Annotated in this window: 14 protein-coding genes and 1 pseudogene; 6 read left to right on the forward strand and 9 right to left on the reverse strand. The window is 67.1% G+C overall.

What is annotated here, in order from left to right; all coding sequences use genetic code 11:
• Positions 1-313 precede the first annotated feature (313 nt).
• Complete coding sequence (locus AC1DKD_RS07540; protein ID WP_441629303.1) at positions 314-859, reverse strand: Cache 3/Cache 2 fusion domain-containing protein; 546 nt, start codon at positions 857-859, stop codon at positions 314-316.
• A gap of 400 nt (positions 860-1259) precedes the next feature.
• Positions 1260-1742, reverse strand: a complete 483-nt coding sequence (gene moaC / locus AC1DKD_RS07545; RefSeq protein ID WP_441629305.1) for a cyclic pyranopterin monophosphate synthase MoaC — start codon at positions 1740-1742, stop codon at positions 1260-1262.
• A gap of 204 nt (positions 1743-1946) precedes the next feature.
• Here moaC and AC1DKD_RS07550 point away from each other — a divergent pair, with 204 nt between their 5' ends.
• The gene (locus AC1DKD_RS07550; RefSeq protein WP_441629330.1) at positions 1947-3701 is read left to right on the forward strand and encodes a M48 family metallopeptidase; all 1755 of its coding nucleotides are present in this window, start codon (positions 1947-1949) and stop codon (positions 3699-3701) included.
• Between the two features lie 37 nt (positions 3702-3738).
• On the opposite strand, the gene AC1DKD_RS07555 is transcribed toward AC1DKD_RS07550, so the two are convergent.
• The 6 genes and pseudogenes from AC1DKD_RS07555 to AC1DKD_RS07580 form a co-directional block, all read right to left on the reverse strand.
• A complete protein-coding gene (locus AC1DKD_RS07555) occupies positions 3739-4338 on the reverse strand; it encodes a DUF2946 family protein (RefSeq protein ID WP_441629307.1) in 600 nt (199 codons plus the stop codon).
• A gap of 123 nt (positions 4339-4461) precedes the next feature.
• Positions 4462-5535, reverse strand: coding sequence for a YheT family hydrolase (locus AC1DKD_RS07560; RefSeq protein ID WP_441629309.1), 1074 nt, complete (start codon positions 5533-5535; stop codon positions 4462-4464).
• A gap of 55 nt (positions 5536-5590) precedes the next feature.
• Positions 5591-6031 (reverse strand): YybH family protein, encoded by a 441-nt coding sequence (locus AC1DKD_RS07565; protein ID WP_035869293.1) that lies wholly within the window; start codon positions 6029-6031, stop codon positions 5591-5593.
• Between the two features lie 57 nt (positions 6032-6088).
• A complete protein-coding gene (gene waaF, locus AC1DKD_RS07570; RefSeq protein WP_477143150.1) occupies positions 6089-7039 on the reverse strand; it encodes a lipopolysaccharide heptosyltransferase II in 951 nt (316 codons plus the stop codon).
• 20 nt (positions 7040-7059) lie between these two features.
• A pseudogene (locus AC1DKD_RS07575) lies at positions 7060-7185 on the reverse strand (zinc-finger domain-containing protein); the annotation flags it as partial.
• Positions 7186-7243: 58 nt separating this feature from the next.
• On the reverse strand, positions 7244-8164 hold the full coding sequence (locus AC1DKD_RS07580) for a branched-chain amino acid transaminase (RefSeq protein ID WP_477143151.1): 921 nt from the start codon (positions 8162-8164) through the stop codon (positions 7244-7246).
• 1080 nt (positions 8165-9244) lie between these two features.
• Between AC1DKD_RS07580 and AC1DKD_RS07585 the strand changes: the two genes are divergently transcribed.
• From AC1DKD_RS07585 to AC1DKD_RS07600, 4 genes are all read left to right on the forward strand, one after another.
• Positions 9245-12184, forward strand: coding sequence for a DEAD/DEAH box helicase (locus AC1DKD_RS07585; RefSeq protein ID WP_477143154.1), 2940 nt, complete (start codon positions 9245-9247; stop codon positions 12182-12184).
• 177 nt (positions 12185-12361) lie between these two features.
• On the forward strand, positions 12362-13387 hold the full coding sequence (locus AC1DKD_RS07590; RefSeq protein WP_441629315.1) for a Bug family tripartite tricarboxylate transporter substrate binding protein: 1026 nt from the start codon (positions 12362-12364) through the stop codon (positions 13385-13387).
• A gap of 228 nt (positions 13388-13615) precedes the next feature.
• Entirely contained in the window at positions 13616-14434 is an 819-nt protein-coding gene (locus AC1DKD_RS07595) for an AzlC family ABC transporter permease (RefSeq protein ID WP_441629317.1), read from the forward strand.
• A complete protein-coding gene (locus AC1DKD_RS07600) occupies positions 14431-14754 on the forward strand; it encodes an AzlD domain-containing protein (RefSeq protein WP_035869280.1) in 324 nt (107 codons plus the stop codon). Before AC1DKD_RS07595 ends, AC1DKD_RS07600 begins: the two co-directional genes overlap by 4 nt.
• On the opposite strand, the gene AC1DKD_RS07605 is transcribed toward AC1DKD_RS07600, so the two are convergent.
• Entirely contained in the window at positions 14727-15890 is a 1164-nt protein-coding gene (locus AC1DKD_RS07605; protein ID WP_441629320.1) for a helix-turn-helix transcriptional regulator, read from the reverse strand. The two genes, AC1DKD_RS07600 and AC1DKD_RS07605, sit on opposite strands and share 28 nt — an antisense overlap.
• Positions 15891-16241: 351 nt before the next feature.
• Here AC1DKD_RS07605 and pgk point away from each other — a divergent pair.
• A partial coding sequence (gene pgk / locus AC1DKD_RS07610) for a phosphoglycerate kinase (RefSeq protein WP_477143152.1) occupies positions 16242-16796 on the forward strand: 555 nt, incomplete at its 3' end.

A 16796-nucleotide genomic window follows, 5' to 3' on the forward strand; every position in this document is an offset into this window, starting at 1 on the left:
ATCCGTCCAAGGAGATGGTTCTTGGATTTGATAAGGGAATTTCGTCGGACCATAATGGCGTCGCGCGCATCCCGACAAAATCTGGAAATAGATTGCTGGTCAGGGGAAAGTGTGGTGGAAGTGCCTTAAGTAGAAGCAAGGCTTAGTGTGCTATTCGGAATGCCTGGGAATTTGGCCGAAAGCTATCGTGGATAGCGCTTTTTCGGAGTAGTGTTCAGACCATTGCCGGTAGTGTCGCCTACTGTGAGCGGGCTTTCGGGGCCCCGCGTCGCCGGGGTGGCGACGCGGGGTATAAAGTAGAGCCTACGCAGACTCACTGCGCCTTGAGATAACCTACGTAGTAGATGCCGATGACTCTGCCAAGGGGATCCTGTATCGGTTCATAGCCTGTGATATAGGACTTTCCGAGAATGTCGGCATCGCCATAGTACGCGCCACCGCCGCGAATTGCCGCGATAGCCTTGCCGTTGGGATCGAGTACGGTGCCAATGGCGCGCGACCCATCGTCTTTCTGCACATTCGTTGCCACACGGATGAATTCCTCACCGCTCTTCACGAATAGCGTTGCGGTACCGCCCACCGTGTTTTTCACATCGTCAACCACGGCAAAGTTATTGTTCATCTTGTTAGCGCCAAAATACAAGGCCGGTGCGGGTTTTCCGGCAACGGCTTCTTCTCCTTTGATCGCCGGTGCGCCCAAATTGAGCACTTTCATCTTCAACAGCACCATGGCGTATCTGACGTTGTCCACCGATTGTGCGTGACCCACGGTGGGGAGAAAAATCGAGAATGCAATTCCATGTGCCGCCAGGACAACCCAGCGTAAAATGAAATTCGTCCGCTTTACATTCGGCATCATGTCATCTCCGAACAGGATTGCCGATGCAACGGGGCGGCAACATCCCCGGGACAGGATCGATTGCCCATTCATCCGTCTGGAGTATAGGTTGCCGTGATTTGCTTACCAGCACGATGGCAAATAGCACTTATGGAGACCATTACTTGGGGACAGCGGGAATTTCAACGAATTGGGCGCGATCGAAGTCGTTGCTTCCGGTGGAAATCCGTTGCGCGAAACCCGTGCCTGCCGCTTGTTCCCAATGCCGCATCGATTCCATCTCCCGTGACCATTTGGAGAAAATTTGGTCAAAATCGATTCTGCGTCACTCCATGGCATCCGTTGCCGTCAAGGCAATGAGGCAATTGGTCAGCAGGGCGGGTGATGACGTGCGTCAGGCTAAGGCTTATAAAACAATCGCTTAACTGTCGCCGGCCACCCAGTCCCCCGACTTCCCCCCATGCTTCTCCAGCAACTTCACATCCCCCATCACCATCCCCCGGTCCACCGCCTTGCACATGTCATAGATGGTCAGCAGGGCCACCTGCACGCCGGTCAGCGCTTCCATCTCCACGCCGGTCTGGCCGTGCGTCTCGGTGCGCACGGTGCAGCGGATGGTGCCGCTGGCTTCGTCCAGCGCATAGTCCACCGCTACCTTGGTGAGCGAGATCGGGTGGCATAGCGGGATCAGGTCGGAGGTGCGCTTGGTSGCCATGATSGCGGCCACSCGGGCRATGCCGAGCACRTCGCCYTTCTTGGCGGTGCCGTCCCGCACGAGCGCGAATGTGGCGGGCAGCATGGTGATGGTGCCGGTGGCCACGGCCACGCGGTGGCTATGGGCCTTGGCGCCGACGTCTACCATATGGGCTTGTCCGGCTGAATCGAAATGGGTGAGCTGGCTCATGGCATGGACCTGCGGAGTCGAGAGGAAAGCGTGGCGGAGGCGTCCGCCGCATTTGCCGCGCTAGCCGGGGCAGGGCGTGGCAAGACCGGGCGATGCCCGGTGGGAATGGCCTCCGGAGGCCGCTATCATAGCAATATGCGCAAGAACCAAACGCTCGCCGGAGCGCTCTCCTCGCCCGCCCGACAGGCGCGCCTCAAATCTCGCATGGGCCCCGTGCGCCATGCCGATGCCGTTCCCGCGGCCGTACCCCTGCGCGCGTCCGCGAAACCGGGGCGCTTTGCGCGCCGTTCGCTGGCGGCACTGTTGGCGCTGACGATGGCGTTACCCGCCTGGCCCCAGCAGCGCGTGTTGCTGAACGATCCCGCGCGCACCGCCGCAGCCGCCACCACGGGGACGGATGGCGGTGGCAGCGACCAGGTCTACGACAACCTGAACCGCAGCGTCAAGGCGGGGCAGAAGTCCGAATTCGGGCTGCGCAGCAACAACACGGTGGTAGAGACCAACGGCGCGCAGTTGCCCGACCTGGGAGACCCGTCCACGGCGTCGCTGACGCCCGATATGGAAAAGCGCCTGGGCGATCGCATCATGCGCGATATCCGGCGCGATCCGGACTATGTGTCGGATCCGCTGCTGGCCGATTACCTGAACATGCTTGGTTATCGCCTGGTGCAGGCGGCGCGCCGGCAGAACATCTCCGGCTCCAACGGTGCCGGCACCTTTGCGACCGGCTTCGAGCTGTTCGCGGTGCGCGACCGTACCATCAATGCCTTTGCGCTGCCGGGCGGGTACATCGGCGTGCACACCGGCCTGCTGGTGCAGTCGGATACCGAGTCCGAGCTGGCTTCGGTGCTCGGCCACGAAATCGGCCACGTGATGCAGCGGCATATCGCGCGCGGCATCACCACGCAGGACCAGTCGATGTGGATCGCGCTGGCATCGATGGTGCTCGCGGGACTGGCGGCCACCAAGAGCGGCGATGCGGCCGCGGCGCTGGCCATGGGCGGGCAGGCGGCCGCCATCTCCAACCAGTTGTCGTTCTCGCGCGGGGCGGAACGGGAGGCCGACCGGGTCGGGTTCCAGATCATGACCGCCGCCGGCTTCGATCCGCAGGGCATGCCTGACTTCTTCAAGCGGCTGCAGCGGGTGATGGGCATCTCGGAGAATTCGGTGCCGGCCTACGTGCGCACCCACCCGCTCACCTCGGAGCGGATCGCCGACATGCAGGACCGCGTAAGCCATGTGGCGGTGCGCAAGGTGCCAAATACCCCGGAATACGAGTTCGCTCGCATGCGTGCGCGCATCATCCAGGAAACCACGCCTAGCGACCTGCAGAACGTGCGTGCCGCGCTGCAGACGCAACTGGCGGCAGCTTCACCGGTGCGCTTGCCGGCGCTGTATTACGGGATGGCTTTCGCCGAGCAGCGGCTGGGCCGCAACGCTGCCGCGGAGCAGTCCCTGGCCGAAGCCCGCCGGCTGTACGGCAATATTCCCGGCGCCACTTCCGGCAGCGCCATGCTCGATGTGATGGCGATCGAGCTGGCGCGCGCGCAGGGCCGGCAGCAGGATGCGCTGAATCAGGCCATGGTATCGATGAAGGCGTTTCCGCTGTCGCACGCGGTGGCGCTGAGCTACGCGGCGACCTTGCTCGGTGCCGGCCGGACGGACCAGGCGGTGACCTTCCTGCGCGAACGCACGCGCGAAGAGGTCGCGCGTTCCGAGTGGTGGGACATGCTGGCGCGGGCCTATGCCGCGCAGGGCCGGCGTGTACAGCAGCACCAGGCGCTGGCGGAGAAGTATGCGGTCGATGGCGCCTACCAGGCCGCCATCGAGCAGTTGCAGATCGCGCGCAAGGCGGGCGATGGCGATTTCTACACGCTGTCGGAGGTCGATGCGCGCCTGCACCAGCTGGAGCGCCAGTTCCGCGAAGAGAAGCAGGACAGCAAGGGCATGCCTAACTGACGGCCACGCCCGCTACCGCTGTTCCCGCCGCCGCCGCTCAGGCGGCCTGCTCGCCCGCGGGCGGCAGCGGCTGGCGCACGAAGCCGTAGCGCGTCGGCACCTCGTCTTCGACAATCGGTTCGATCGCCACGTCGGTACCGTTGAAATGAAACACGCCGAGATTGCCGCCGCACGCCTCGCCGTGCCAGGTGCAGGCGCTGCTGAAGGCATCGAGGTCATGGTCGTGCAGCAGCGCGACCTGCGGCTTGCCCGCATTCCCGCTCTCTCCTTCCACCTCGCCGACCAGCAGCACATTGCCATGCTCGTCCGCATGGCAGGCGCGCAGCGCGAAGGCGTGCTGCGATGTGGTCCGCAGCTGGCCCTGATGCAGCCGCGCGATCCACGGCGCGTAGGCCAGCGACACGAACACGCGCTGCGGGCCGTTCTGGAAGTACCAGGCACCGCGCTCGTCGTGCTGGTAGTTGCGCTCGATAAACGCGATCAGCGCTTCGTGCCGGATCGGGTCGCCGGACAGGCCGTGCTGCTGGGCGTACTCGTTGCGCATGCGCCATTGCCCGCGCCGGTCCAGCGCCAGCCAGCCGTAGCAGTTGGGGACGTTGGGCCAGCGGGCCATTGCTTGCTTGACTGTGTCATCCATCGTCGCTGTCTCCTTGCGGGGCCGTTCATGCCGTCCATGAAGGGCATCCCGCTCGCATTCATTCAGGTGGCCGCCCGGGTTTGCCATCCGTTCGCAACGGGTGTGCGGGGCTGCGCCGGCGCGCTAAGCCACGGCGTCGAAAAACCGCAGGATGCGCGCCGGCAGCCACTCGATATGCCCCGCATAGGGCAGTACCGGCAACACGCGCAGCTTATCTTCGCGCGGCGTCATGAAACCGACGTGACCACCGTGCTCTGGCTGCTCCAGCCAGACCTGCGGGCTGACGTCGGCCGGGCCCGGCAGGTGGCGCGCCGGCAGGAAGGGGTCGTTGCGCGCGTTGAGCACCAGCGTGGGCACGGCGATGCGGTCGAGCACGGGCTTGCTGGAGGCGCGCGCCCAGTAATCGTCGGTGTCGCGAAAGCCATGCAGCGGCGCCGTGACGATATTGTCGAAGGCGTACAGGTCGCGGCTGGCGAGCATGGCTTCCCGGTCGAACAGGCCGGGATACTGCTTTAGCTTGGCCAGGGACTTGCGCTTGAGGGTTTGCAGGAACATGCGCGTGTACAGCATGTTGAAGCCCTGCGACAGCGCCGCGCCACCGCCGGCCAGGTCCAGCGGCGCCGACACCGACGCCGCGGCGCCGATGAAGGCCGCGCCGCTGCCCTGTTCGCCGAGCAGGCGCAGCAGGGCATTGCCGCCCAGCGAGATGCCGACCACCAGCAGCTTGCGCCCATGCGCGCAATACTGCCTGTGCAGCCGTTCCAGGATCCAGTGGACCTCCTCCGAGTCGCCGGAGTGATAGAAACGCGGCGCCAGGTTCAGCTCTCCCGAGCAGCCGCGAAAGTGCGGGACCACGCCCTGCCATCCGCGCGCGGCCAGCGCATGCATCATGGCCTGCGCGTAGTGGCTGCCAGAGTCGCCTTCCAGGCCGTGGAACATCACCAGCAGCGGGGTATCGGGCGCCACCGGGTGCGTGGTCCAGTCGAGGTCGACGAAGTCGTCGTCGGGCGCGGTCCAGCGCTCGCGCTTGAAGGCCACGCGCGCAGGGCGCTGCGTGAAGCGCGCCGGGATGATGGTCTGGGCGTGGCCGCCGGAGAGCCACCACGGCATGCGGCGGCCGCCGCCGAACGAGGAGGCGCCCGGAACGGGTGACACCGCCCCTGGGGGGCTGTGGTGCGATGGCGGAAGCTGGCTCATGCCTGGATGCTTGGAGCTGGCGGGCTGCCGGGCCGTGGCGCCGCGCCGGATCCCGCTAGTGAAGCGCCTGGCCCGGCGCCGTGCTGACGGTGGCGACCTGGCTGGCGTTGGCCGGGCTGCAATGGATATGCGCCAGTCGCCAGCCCTCGTGGTTCTGCATCAGCACATAGGTGGTGTGCACGTAGAGGTCGGCTTCGATGCGGTCGTCGCCGAAGCGCAGGGCTTCGGTCACGTCGAAGATGGCGACCCCCATCGAGGTGTGGCTGCTGGTCTCGATCACGTCGATCAGCACCGGCTGCAAGGCCAGCAACTGCGCGAAGGCCTGGCGCAGGTGCTCGTGGCCGATCAGGCGCTGGCCGTCGGGCATCACGCACGTTACCGAATCCTCATCCAGCCACAGGCGCAGGGCGCCGTCCGCATCGCGCAGCTTCATGGCCTCGCGAAAGGCTTCTACGATGTCTTCGGCGGAATCGAACAGGCGGGCAAAACGAGGCATGGTGGACTGGGCTCAGGGATTCGTTGGCCGGATGATTACGAACGGCGGGTCAGCGCTTCAGGCCCGGTGCAGGAGCTTGCGCAGCTCCACAAACACCATTTCGGGCTCGATGTCCTTCAGGCACCGCAAGTGTCCGAGGGGGCACTCACGCTTGAAGCACGGACTGCATTCGAGCTGCAGCCACATGATACTCGCAGCCTGCGACAGCGGGGGAGTGTGGCGTGGGTCACTGGAGCCGAACACCGCCACCTGCGGCCGGTTCAGCGCCGCGGTGACGTGCATCAGGCCGGAGTCGTTGCATACGGCGCCTTCGGCCATCGCCAGCAGGTCGACGGCGTCGTCGAGCGAGGTCTGGCCGCAGAGATTGCGCACGAACGGCGCGCCTTTGACGATCTCGTCGGCGATCGCGGCATCCTTGGGCGAGCCAAGCGTGATGATCTGCGCATACGGGAACGAGCGCTTGAGCATCTGCGCCAGTTCCGCGAAGTGCGCCGCCGGCCAGCGCTTGGCCGGGCCGAATTCCGCACCCGGGCAGAAGGCGATCAGGCGGGTCTGCGGCGCAATRCCGAAGCGCTCCGCGGTCTTGGCCATGCGCACCGGGTCGATGCGCAGGCGCGGCTCGGGCAGGTCTTCGGGCAGGCGCGCGCCTGGCTTGAGCGCCAGCCGCGCGTAGTGCTCGACCATGGGCGGGCGGTGGTCGCGCGGCGGGTTGCCGTGGCGGATATTGAGCAGGCCGAAGCGCGCTTCGCCGCGATAGCCCACGCGCAGCGGGATGCCGGCCAGCCAGGGAATCAGGGCCGACTTGAGCGAATTGGGCAGCACGTAGGCCGCGTCGTAGCCTTCGTTCTTGAGCTGCTGGGCGAACATCAGCCGTGCGGAGAGTTGCAGCTTGCCGTGCGCCAGTTCGCTGGGGAATACCTGGTGGATCTCGGGCATGCGTGCCAGCACCGGCGCCACCCATTTGGGGGCGAGTGCGTCGATCTGCAGGCGCGGATGGCGCGCTTTCATCAGCGCGAAGAGCGGCTGCGCTCGCCGGTGTCGGTCACGTCGAGGAAGACGCGCGGATGGTAATTCCAGGCGGGCGTATTGCCGGTGGGGCAGTGCAGGGGAAGATCTTCTGCGCCGATTTCGATTACGGATGCGGTTTGCGTCATGGTGTTGCGGGGATGGACTTGGTCTTTTGTCAGGACTAGGTAAGTGGCTGGCCGGTGTTCAGACCAGGGTCAGCCAGTGCTTGTATTGTTCGCTGGTGCCACCGACGGCGGCGAAGAAGGCATCCTGGATGCGCTTGGTCACCGGGCCGCGCCGGCCTTCGCCGATGACGCGGTCGTCGAGTTCGCGGATCGGCGTGACTTCGGCGGCGGTGCCGGTGAAGAACGCTTCGTCCGAGCAGTACACTTCGTCGCGCGTGATGCGCTTCTCGCGCACCTCGATGCCGAGATCGTGGGCGATGGTGAGGATCGCGTCGCGGGTGATGCCGTCCAGGCACGAGGCCAGGTCAGGCGTATAGATCACGCCGTTGCGCACCACGAACACGTTCTCGCCCGAGCCTTCGCTCACATAGCCTTCGGTATCCAGCAGCAGGGCCTCGTCGTAGCCGAGGCTGGTGGCTTCCTGGTTGGCCAGGATCGAGTTGATGTAATAGCCGCTGGCCTTGGCCCGCACCAGCGAGACATTGACGTGATGGCGGGTGAAGGAGGAGGTCTTGACGCGGATGCCGCGCTCCATGCCTTCTTCGCCCAGGTAGGCGCCCCASGKCCAKGCGGCGATSGCCACGTGGATGGTGTTGCCCYTGGCSGAGACGCCGAGCTTYTCRGAGCCGATCCAGACCAGCGGGCGGATGTAGCAGGATTCGAGCTGGTTGGCTTTCACCACCTCGCGTTGCGCCGCCGCCAGCGTGGCCTCGTCGAACGGCATCTGCATCTGGAAGATCTTGGCCGAGTTGAACAGGCGGCGAGTGTGCTCCTTGAGGCGGAAGATCGCGGTCCCGGCCGGCGTCTTGTAGGCGCGTACGCCCTCGAACACGCCCATGCCGTAGTGCAGGGTATGGGTCAGCACGTGGATCTTGGCGTCGCGCCACTCGATCAGCTTGCCGTCCATCCAGATTTTTCCGTCGCGATCCGCCATCGACATGGTTCTTCTCCGTGAGGCCGTCAGCAATGCAAAGGAGGCATTGTAAACCCCGGGACCCCTTGTGCCAACGCGGGCGCGGGCTCGCGGGGGTCTAAAATCGTCACATTGTGTATGCCGCCACCGCCACCCGTGCCCCTTTCGCCATCATCACGACCCGCCGCCTCTGATTCCGATCCGCTTGCCGGTGTGCGCGCCGAACGGCTGCGCGGGATGCTGTTCGCCGGGGCGCCGGAGGCGGAGATCGACGAATTGCTGGCGCCATGGGAGACGGGTTCCGGCCTGCCCCGGCTGCTGGTATCCGCGGCGCTGGGCAGCGGCGGGCCGGCGGCGCTGGCGCGGGTGGTATCGCCGTGGCGCTGGCGCATGCTGCACGCGGTGCTGGATGCGCTGTATGCGGACTGGGACCCGGCCCTGCGGCCCTATCTGGACTACCTGGCCGATGCGCAGGCACGCGGCGACGGCGAATTCGCCACGGTGCCGGGGCGGTTACGCGGGGTGCTGGCCGAGGGCTTGCTGTATGGCGGCGAGCGCCAGCGTGCGCTGGCGGTGCTGGCCACGGTGCCCGGCAGCGGCCAGGCGCTGGCGCTGCATGCCTTTACGCATGCCGGGGATGGCGACTGGGCGGGGGCCCAGGCCGGTTTCGAAGCCGCGCTCAAGAGCCTGCGAACCGAGCGCGGCCAGCGCACCGGCTTGCTGTCGCCCGCGCTGGCGCCATACTACCCGCTGTCCTTGCTCGCCCAGCGCACGCCCGCGCACCTCGATCAGGCACGCAAGTTCTGCCAGGCGGAAGCCGGCTCGCGCACCCCTGCGCCTACCGGGCGCTGGGGGCTGTGGTGTCATGCGCTCGCGGTGCATCGCGGCGACGCTCGCCTGGACGAAGCCGCATTTGAGTTGCGTCCCGAAGTGCCGCCGCTCGCGCAATTCTGGCGCGTGATGCTGCGCGCCTGGCTGGGCGATGTGGCGCAAGCCAGCGGACGCCGCCAGCCAGCGGCGGCCCGCGCCGAAGCCATCGACGGCCTGCATGTCCGTCTGCAAGCCTGTGGCCTGCGCTGGTTCGGGCAGCAACTCAATGCGGCCCGGATGCTGGAGGCCGGCGAGCCGGTGCCGGACGTCTTCTTCGCCGGCCAGCGCCAGGAGAGCTGGCGGCTGGCGCTCGAAGCGCTGCAGGCCCTTGCGGGCGAGGCGCGCGCGCCCGACGGCGCCAGTGCCAGCCGCATCTTGTGGGCGCTCAGCCTGGACGCCGACGGCGCGCTCGGCACCATCGAGCCGCTGGAGCAGCTGCGCGGTCCGCGCGGCTGGAACAAGCCGCGGCCGCTGCCGCTGGCCCGGCTCGCCGAGGACGACCGCCTGGAGCCCTGGGATGCCCGCGTAGCCCGCGCGGTCCGCCGTGACCAGTCCTATCACCGGCGCTACGTACTCGATCGCGCCGCGGCCATGCTCGCCCTGGTCGGGCATCCTGGCGTCGTGCTGGCGCAAGCGCCCGAGCAGACGCTGGAAGTGGTGGAAGGGGCGCCCACGCTGGAAGTCGTGCGCCAGGGCGGGCGCTATACGCTGCGGGTCTCGCCGCCGGTGCGGGAGGCGCCGGCGCTGGACAGCTTCCTGCCCGCCGGCAGCCGCGCGGATGCCGAGGCCTTGCGCCAGATCACCGTGCTGCGCGAAGGCTCGCAGCGCCTGCGCGTGATCCGGCTGACGCCCGCGCAGCAAGGCGCGGCGCAACTGATCGCCGACGGGCTGGCGGTGCCAGCCGAAGCGCATGCCCAGCTCGACGCCACGCTGCGCGCGCTGTCCGGCCATTTCCAGGTGCACTCTGACCACGACGGCAGCGCCCGCGAACTCGAGACCGAGAGCCGTCTGCGGGCCGAGCTGTCGCCGCTGGGCGAGGGCCTGGCCCTGCGCCTGGTGGTGACGCCGCTCGGTCCGCTCGGGCCACGGCTGGCGCCGGGCAGCGGGCGCGAACGGCTGATGGCGGCGGTCAAGGGGGAGAGCCTCGCCACGGTGCGCGATCTCAAGTCCGAGCTGACCCACGTGGCCGAAGTCTTTGACGCGCTGCCTTTCCTGGTGCCGCGCTCGCCCGAGAGCGGCGAATACGACTGGACCCTGGCCGACCCGGAGGAAGCGCTGTYGGTGGTCGAGCAGCTGCCCGGGCTGCCTGGCGTGCTGGCGGTGGAGTGGCCCAGGGGCAAGGAAATACGGGTGGTGGGCGCCGACATCCCGCAACTGGCGGTGCATATCGAAACCGAGAGCGAATGGTTCAAGCTGGTCGGCGAGTTGAGCGTGGCCGAGGGGCTGGTGCTGCAGCTCGGCCAGTTGCTGGCGTGGGCCGGCAGCCATGCGGGGCGCTTCATGCCGATGGGCCAGGGCGTCTACGTGGCGCTCACGCGCAGCCTGCGCGCGCGGCTGCGCGACCTCGCGAGCGTGGCGCACAGCGTGCCCGGCGGCATCAAGGTGCCGCTGATGGCGGCGCCCTGGCTGGACGATGTGCTGGCCGGCGCGGGCATCGATCCCGACGCGCATTTCCGCCAGCGCGTGGCGCGCCTGCGCCGGGCGCGCGACGGCGATGCCCGGCTGCCTGCCAACCTTGCCGCCGAGTTGCGGCCTTACCAGGAGGACGGCTTCCGCTGGGCCATGTCGCTGGCCGAAGCCGGTTTCGGCGCCTGCCTGGCCGACGACATGGGACTGGGCAAGACCCTGCAGGCGCTGGCGGTGATGCTGGCGCGGGCGGACGGCGGCGCCGCGCTGGTCATCGCGCCGACCTCGGTCTGCGGCAACTGGGCCGAGGAGGCGCGGCGCTTCGCGCCGACGCTGCGCGTGCACATCTATGCCGAGGGCGAGCGCGCGGCCTTGCTGGAACACGCCGGCCCGCATGACATGGTGATCGTCTCGTACACCTTGTTGCTCCAGGCCCGGGAAGCGTTCTGCAAGCGGGAATGGCACACGGTGGTGGCCGACGAGGCGCAGGCCTTCAAGAACGCCGCCACCAAGCGCTCGCAGGCGATGTTCGAGCTGTGCTCCGGCTTCCGCATGGCGCTGTCGGGCACGCCGGTGGAAAACCGCCTGGCCGAGTTGTGGTCGATCATGCGCTTCTGCAACCCGGGCCTGCTTGGCTCGCTGGTCCGCTTCAACGAATACTTCGCCGTGCCGATCGAGCGCAACGGCGTGCGCGAGGCGGCCCAGCGGCTGCGCCGCATGATCGCGCCGTTCGTGCTGCGCCGGACCAAGGCCCAGGTGCTGGACGAACTGCCGCCACGCACCGAACTGGTCTTGCGCATCGAGCCGGAGCCGGTCGAGGCGGCTCACTATGAAGCGCTGCGCCGCCAGGCGCTGGCCGAAGCCGAGGCAGCGGTCAGCGGCCCGAAGGCGCGCCGGACCGCCTCCGGCCAGCCCGGCGCCGAGGCACGCATCCATGTGCTGGCGCAACTGATGCGGCTGCGCCGTGCCGCCTGCGACGCGCGCCTGGTCACGCCCGAGCTGGATCTGGGGCAGGAGGGCGCCAAGGTGCGCGCGTTCGTGCAACTGGCCGGCGAACTGGCCGCCAACGGCCACAAGACGCTGGTGTTCAGCCAGTTTGTCGACTTCCTGCAGTTGCTGCGCCGGGGACTGGACGAGGCCGGGCTGGCGTGGCAGTACCTGGACGGCGCCACGCCGGCAGCCGAGCGCACCCGGCGCGTGGCGGCTTTCCAGGCGGGGCAGGGCGATGTCTTCCTGATCAGCCTGAAGGCCGGTGGTTTCGGCCTCAACCTGACCGCGGCGGACTACGTGATCATCGCCGACCCGTGGTGGAACCCGGCCGCCGAGGACCAGGCCATGGGCCGCGCCCACCGCATCGGGCAGCAGCGGCCGGTGACGGTGTACCGGCTGATCAGCGCGGGCACCATCGAGGAGCGCATCCTTGCGCTGCACCACGGCAAGCGGGCGCTGGCCGACGGCATCCTGGAGATCGGGGAGGGCGGGGACGGCTTGACCGGCACGGCGGCCGCGCTGCCAGACATCGACGAACTGGTGGGTCTGCTGCGCAACTAGGGGCGTCGTTGCCCATCGCGATTCCGCTCCATGTCTGCTTATACCAACATGGCATACCTTCAAGCGAACTCCATCGTTGGTAATGCGGCGGATCGTTGGTATCTTGCTGTTTTGGCCCGGGGCGCCAGACCCCGGCCGGCAGCCCCGACCCGCATTCATTTTTCCGACGGTACCCCCATGCTCCGCATTGCATCCCGCCGCATTTCCCTTGTTTCCCGCCCGGTTTCTCGCCTGGCAGCCGGTCTGGGCGCCCTGGCCGCGCTTTGCACGCTGGCCGCGCCGGCCCGTGCCCAGGACCCGGCATGGCCCGCCCAGCCGATTACCATCCTGATGGGCTTTACCGCCGGTTCGGGCGTGGACATGGTCGGCCGCACCCTGCAGGAATCGCTGCAGAAGTCGCTCAAGACCACCATCATTTATGACTACCGCCCCGGCGCGGGCGGCAACGTGGCCTCCGAAGTGGTCGCGCACGCCAAGCCAGACGGATACACCCTGCTGCTCGGCACCGCCGCCACCCACGGCATCAACCCGGCCCTGTACAAGAGCCTGCCGTTCGACGCCGAGGCCGATTTCACGCCCGTGGCACCGTTGGTGGAAGTGTCCAATGTGCTGACGGTCAACCCGTCCGTGATCGACGTGAAGTCGGTGAAGGAATTCATCGAGAAGGTCAAGGCCAATCCGGGCAAGTACAACTACGCGTCCACCGGCAACGGTACCGGCACCCACCTGGCCTTCGCCGAGTTCAACGCGCGCGCCGGCCTGGACATGGTCCACGTGCCGTACAAGGGCGGCCCGGATGCGTTGCAGGCCGTGCTAAAGGGCGAGGTTTGCTGCATTTTTAATCAGGTGCAGAGCGTGTTGCCGCAATACAGGGCGGGGAAGGTCCGGCTGCTGGGCGTGACCACCAGGAACCGAGTGGCGGTGATCCCGGAGGTGCCGACGATTGCCGAGAGTGGCCTGGCCGGGTTTAACAGCACCATCTGGTTTGGTTTCTTCGGACCCAAGGGACTGGACGCCAGGATCAGCAAGAAGATCAATGACGCGGTCCAGGTCGCGCTGGAAACGCCGGCGATCCGGCAGAAACTGATCGATGCCGGCAATTCGCCGCGGATCGAGACGGTCGAACAGTTCCGGGCCACCGTGAAGGCGGATCGCCAGAAGTGGGCCGGCGTGGTGAAGAGCGTGGGCGCCTCGATCGACTGAATCCCGCACGGCCGTCCCCACCTGCAGGGCCCCCGCATGCGGGGGCTTTTTATTTGCAGGCAGCCCAGCCAAGGGCAACGGCGAATCTGTTAAGCGGTTGCTTACGAGTGGCCGGGGCTGGCCCTATAATGGGGCCTTGCCCGCGGGCCCCGCCCGTCGGGCAACTCACGTGCCCCAGGCTTTCCACTGTGGCGGAGCCGGCGCCGCTTCCCCCCAAGACCTTAGAACATGACATTCCGACCGCCCCAGGCCCTGCTGCGTCCCTGGCATCGTATTGCCCCGGCCGAGCGGGCCGGCTTTATCGAGGGCGCGCGCTATTTCGCCCCGTCCCTGCCCGCGGTGTTCTCCTGGGGGCTGGTGACCGGCGTGGCCATGAGCAAATCGGTGATGAACGTGCCCGAGGCGATCGGCATGTCGCTGCTGGTCTACGCGGGCTCGGCCCAGTTGTCGGTGCTGCCGCTGTTCGCGGCGGGTTTGCCGTTGTGGACGGTCTGGCTGACCGCCGCCATCGTCAACCTGCGATTTGTCATCTTCAGTGCGGGACTGCAGCCGCATTTCAGTTACCTGCCGCTGTGGCGCCGCACCCTGCTGGGGTCCTTCAACGGCGACCTGCATTTCGTCTACTTCATGCAGCGCTATGCCACGCCGGGCCACGAGCCGGGCAAGGAGGGCTACTTCTGGGGCATGGCGCTGACCAACTTCGCCATGTGGCAGGTCTCGTCCATCATCGGCATCGTGCTGGCCAGCGCGTTCCCGGATAGCTGGGGCCTTGGGCTGGCCGGTACCCTCGCGCTGATCCCGGTCATGGTCTCCACCATCAACTCGCGTTCCACGATGCTGGCGGTGGCGGTGGCTTCGACCCTGGCGCTGCTGTGCTTTCACTTGCCTTACCGGCTGGGCCTGGTGGCGGCAGTGGTGGGCGCGATCGCGGCCGGCATGGCCAGCGACGAACTGGCGGCCCGGGCGACCTTGCGCGGTATCCGCCGCCGCAAGCTGGAGCATGCGGCGGCGCAGGTGCCTCCCCAGTCGGCCGAGGACCGTTCATGAGCCATCTCGAGATCTGGGTCGCGCTGGTGGGCATGGCGGTGGTGACCATCGTCACCCGCGCGCTGTTCCTGATGGCGGGCGAGCGCGTGACGGTGCCCGACCGCATCCAGCGCGCGCTGCGCTACGCGCCGGCGGCGGCGCTGGCGGCCATCATCCTGCCCGACCTGATGACGTGGCAGGGGCATTTCACCATTGCGCCGGGCAACTACAAGCTGGTGGCCGGGGCGGTCGCCCTGGTGTTCTACCTGCTGACGCGGCGCATGGTTGGCATGATCGCGGCAGGCATGGCGGTCTATACAGCGCTTCGATTGCTCGGTTGAGCGTCGGGCGCGGATTCCGGAGCAGGGGTTCCCGTGCCGGGCCCGAGCGCGGTACTCAGCTGGGTCAGCATCCGTGTCAGGCGGGCCTGCGTGGTGGCGCCGGTCTTGAGGAATACCGCCTTGAGCTGGCTGCGCGCGGTCTCATGCCGCACACGCAGGCGCTCGCTGGCTTCGGGCAGGCCGATGCCGGTGGCCAGCAGGGTGGCCAGGCGGATCTCGGCCGGGGTCAGGCCGTAGATTTCGCGCAGCAGGTGCGGGAGTTGCACCGGCGCATGCGCGTCTTCATGGATCACCACCAGCGCACTGGGCTTTTGCCAGGGCAGCGCGAAGATATGGGACGGCGGCAGCGGCATCACGATCAGCTGCGCGCTGCCGCCATCGGCATGGCGTGCCATCGCGGCCTGTGCCGGCACCGTGCTTTGGAGCGAGCAGGCCGCGGCTATCATGTCCGGCAGCGAGCGCGACAGCTGCCACTCGCTGGTCTTGCCGGCGGGGTCGAGCCGCCGCACCCAGCGCTCACCGATGCTGTTGCTCAGCAAGACGCGGCGCTCGGGCGAGAAGGCGATCACGCCAAACGACAGCCGTTCCAGGATTTGCGCCGATAGCTGCGCCAGCGTGGACAGCTCGACGGTACGATCGCGCATGGCTATGGCGCTGCGCATATGGGGCAGCGCCCAGTCCAGCGCGCTGACGTCCGCTGCCGTGAACATGCCCTGCGAGAAGGCGCGCTGCAGGGAGAAATACACTTCGTAGTGCGGCTTTCGCTCCACCAGGCAGGCCGCATAGGAGCACAGGCCGAAGCGGTGGAAGAAGTCGCGGTAGAACGGGCTGCGCTGCATCGCGCCCTCGCCGAAATCGCGCACGTCGATGTACCACTCGCCGGGGCTCAGGTTGTGGGCGAACAGCTTGCCCGGGTCGATTTCGTGGAACTCCTTTTCGTAGGCGCTGAACAACTCCTGTACCGGGCGCACCATTTCATTGACCGTCATCAGGTCGCGATCCGTGTCGCGCACGATCATCGATGCATGCGCGCTGCCAACGATGCCGCTCATGGTGTACAAGCTTTGCTGCCACGCCTGCGCGTCAAGAATCCCTTCGTACAAGCCACGGATTGCCCCGTGCATGTCTTCGTTCATGATTACCCCCCTGCCTTCGCGACAACGGCATCAGCCGTGTGGCGCCGACGCCGCTCATTCGGGCGTGCCCGGCTCCGTGCCTTGGGTCCCGTCTGTAGCGGGCCTCCGGCTATGTTTTTGCGTGCATATTTTGTGCATACATCGCGCGCTTCGACATGAGCGTACGAGACGCAGGCCGATTGTCGCACCCTCCTTTCAGGGGGTGCGTTGCAAGGACGCGGCACGTCGTTCGCCGCATGCGGCGATTGCAGCACTCACGGCAGGGTGCATCGTGGTTCCAATCGCGCAAAATGGCTCTTGCGATCAGGTAAAATGCCGATTTTCCCCGATTTTCGCTCCCCAGCCACCGCCATGACCTCTGTCCTGCGTCTTTCCGATCTCATCTCCGAAGGCAAAATTGCCGGCAAGCGTGTTTTTATCCGCGCCGACCTGAACGTGCCGCAGGATGACGCCGGCAATATCACCGAAGACACCCGTATCCGCGCCTCGGTGCCCGCCATCGAGGCTTGCCTCAAGGCCGGCGCTGCCATCATGGTGACGTCGCACCTGGGCCGCCCCACCGAGGGCGAGTTCAAGCCCGAGGATTCGCTTGCCCCCGTAGCCGCGCGCCTGGGCGAACTGCTCGGCAAGCCCGTCAAGCTCGTGCAGAACTGGGTCGACGGCACCGGCGAAGTCAGCCAGGTCAAGCCCGGTGAAGTAGTGCTGCTGGAAAACTGCCGCATCAACAAGGGCGAGAAGAAGAACAGCGACGAACTGGCGCAGAAGATGGCCAGGCTGTGCGACGTCTATGTGAACGACGCCTTCGGCACCGCGCACCGCGCGGAGGCCACCACCCACGGTATCGCCAGGTACGCCCCCATCGCCTGCGCCGGCCCGCTGCTGGCTGCCGAGATCGATGCGCTGGGC

The sequence above is a fragment of the Cupriavidus sp. 05T313 genome (assembly GCF_056396665.1).

Bases quoted from the DNA above. Each gene is read 5' to 3' on its own strand.
- AC1DKD_RS07540 (WP_441629303.1), bottom strand. From the start codon at position 859: ATGATGCCGAATGTAAAGCGGACGAATTTCATTTTACGCTGGGTTGTC.
- AC1DKD_RS07550 (WP_441629330.1), top strand. From the start codon at position 1,947: ATGGGCCCCGTGCGCCATGCCGATGCCGTTCCCGCGGCCGTACCCCTG.
- AC1DKD_RS07555 (WP_441629307.1), bottom strand. From the start codon at position 4,338: ATGGATGACACAGTCAAGCAAGCAATGGCCCGCTGGCCCAACGTCCCC.
- AC1DKD_RS07560 (WP_441629309.1), bottom strand. From the start codon at position 5,535: ATGAGCCAGCTTCCGCCATCGCACCACAGCCCCCCAGGGGCGGTGTCA.
- AC1DKD_RS07565 (WP_035869293.1), bottom strand. From the start codon at position 6,031: ATGCCTCGTTTTGCCCGCCTGTTCGATTCCGCCGAAGACATCGTAGAA.
- AC1DKD_RS07590 (WP_441629315.1), top strand. From the start codon at position 12,362: ATGCTCCGCATTGCATCCCGCCGCATTTCCCTTGTTTCCCGCCCGGTT.
- AC1DKD_RS07595 (WP_441629317.1), top strand. From the start codon at position 13,616: ATGACATTCCGACCGCCCCAGGCCCTGCTGCGTCCCTGGCATCGTATT.
- AC1DKD_RS07600 (WP_035869280.1), top strand. From the start codon at position 14,431: ATGAGCCATCTCGAGATCTGGGTCGCGCTGGTGGGCATGGCGGTGGTG.
- AC1DKD_RS07605 (WP_441629320.1), bottom strand. From the start codon at position 15,890: ATGAACGAAGACATGCACGGGGCAATCCGTGGCTTGTACGAAGGGATT.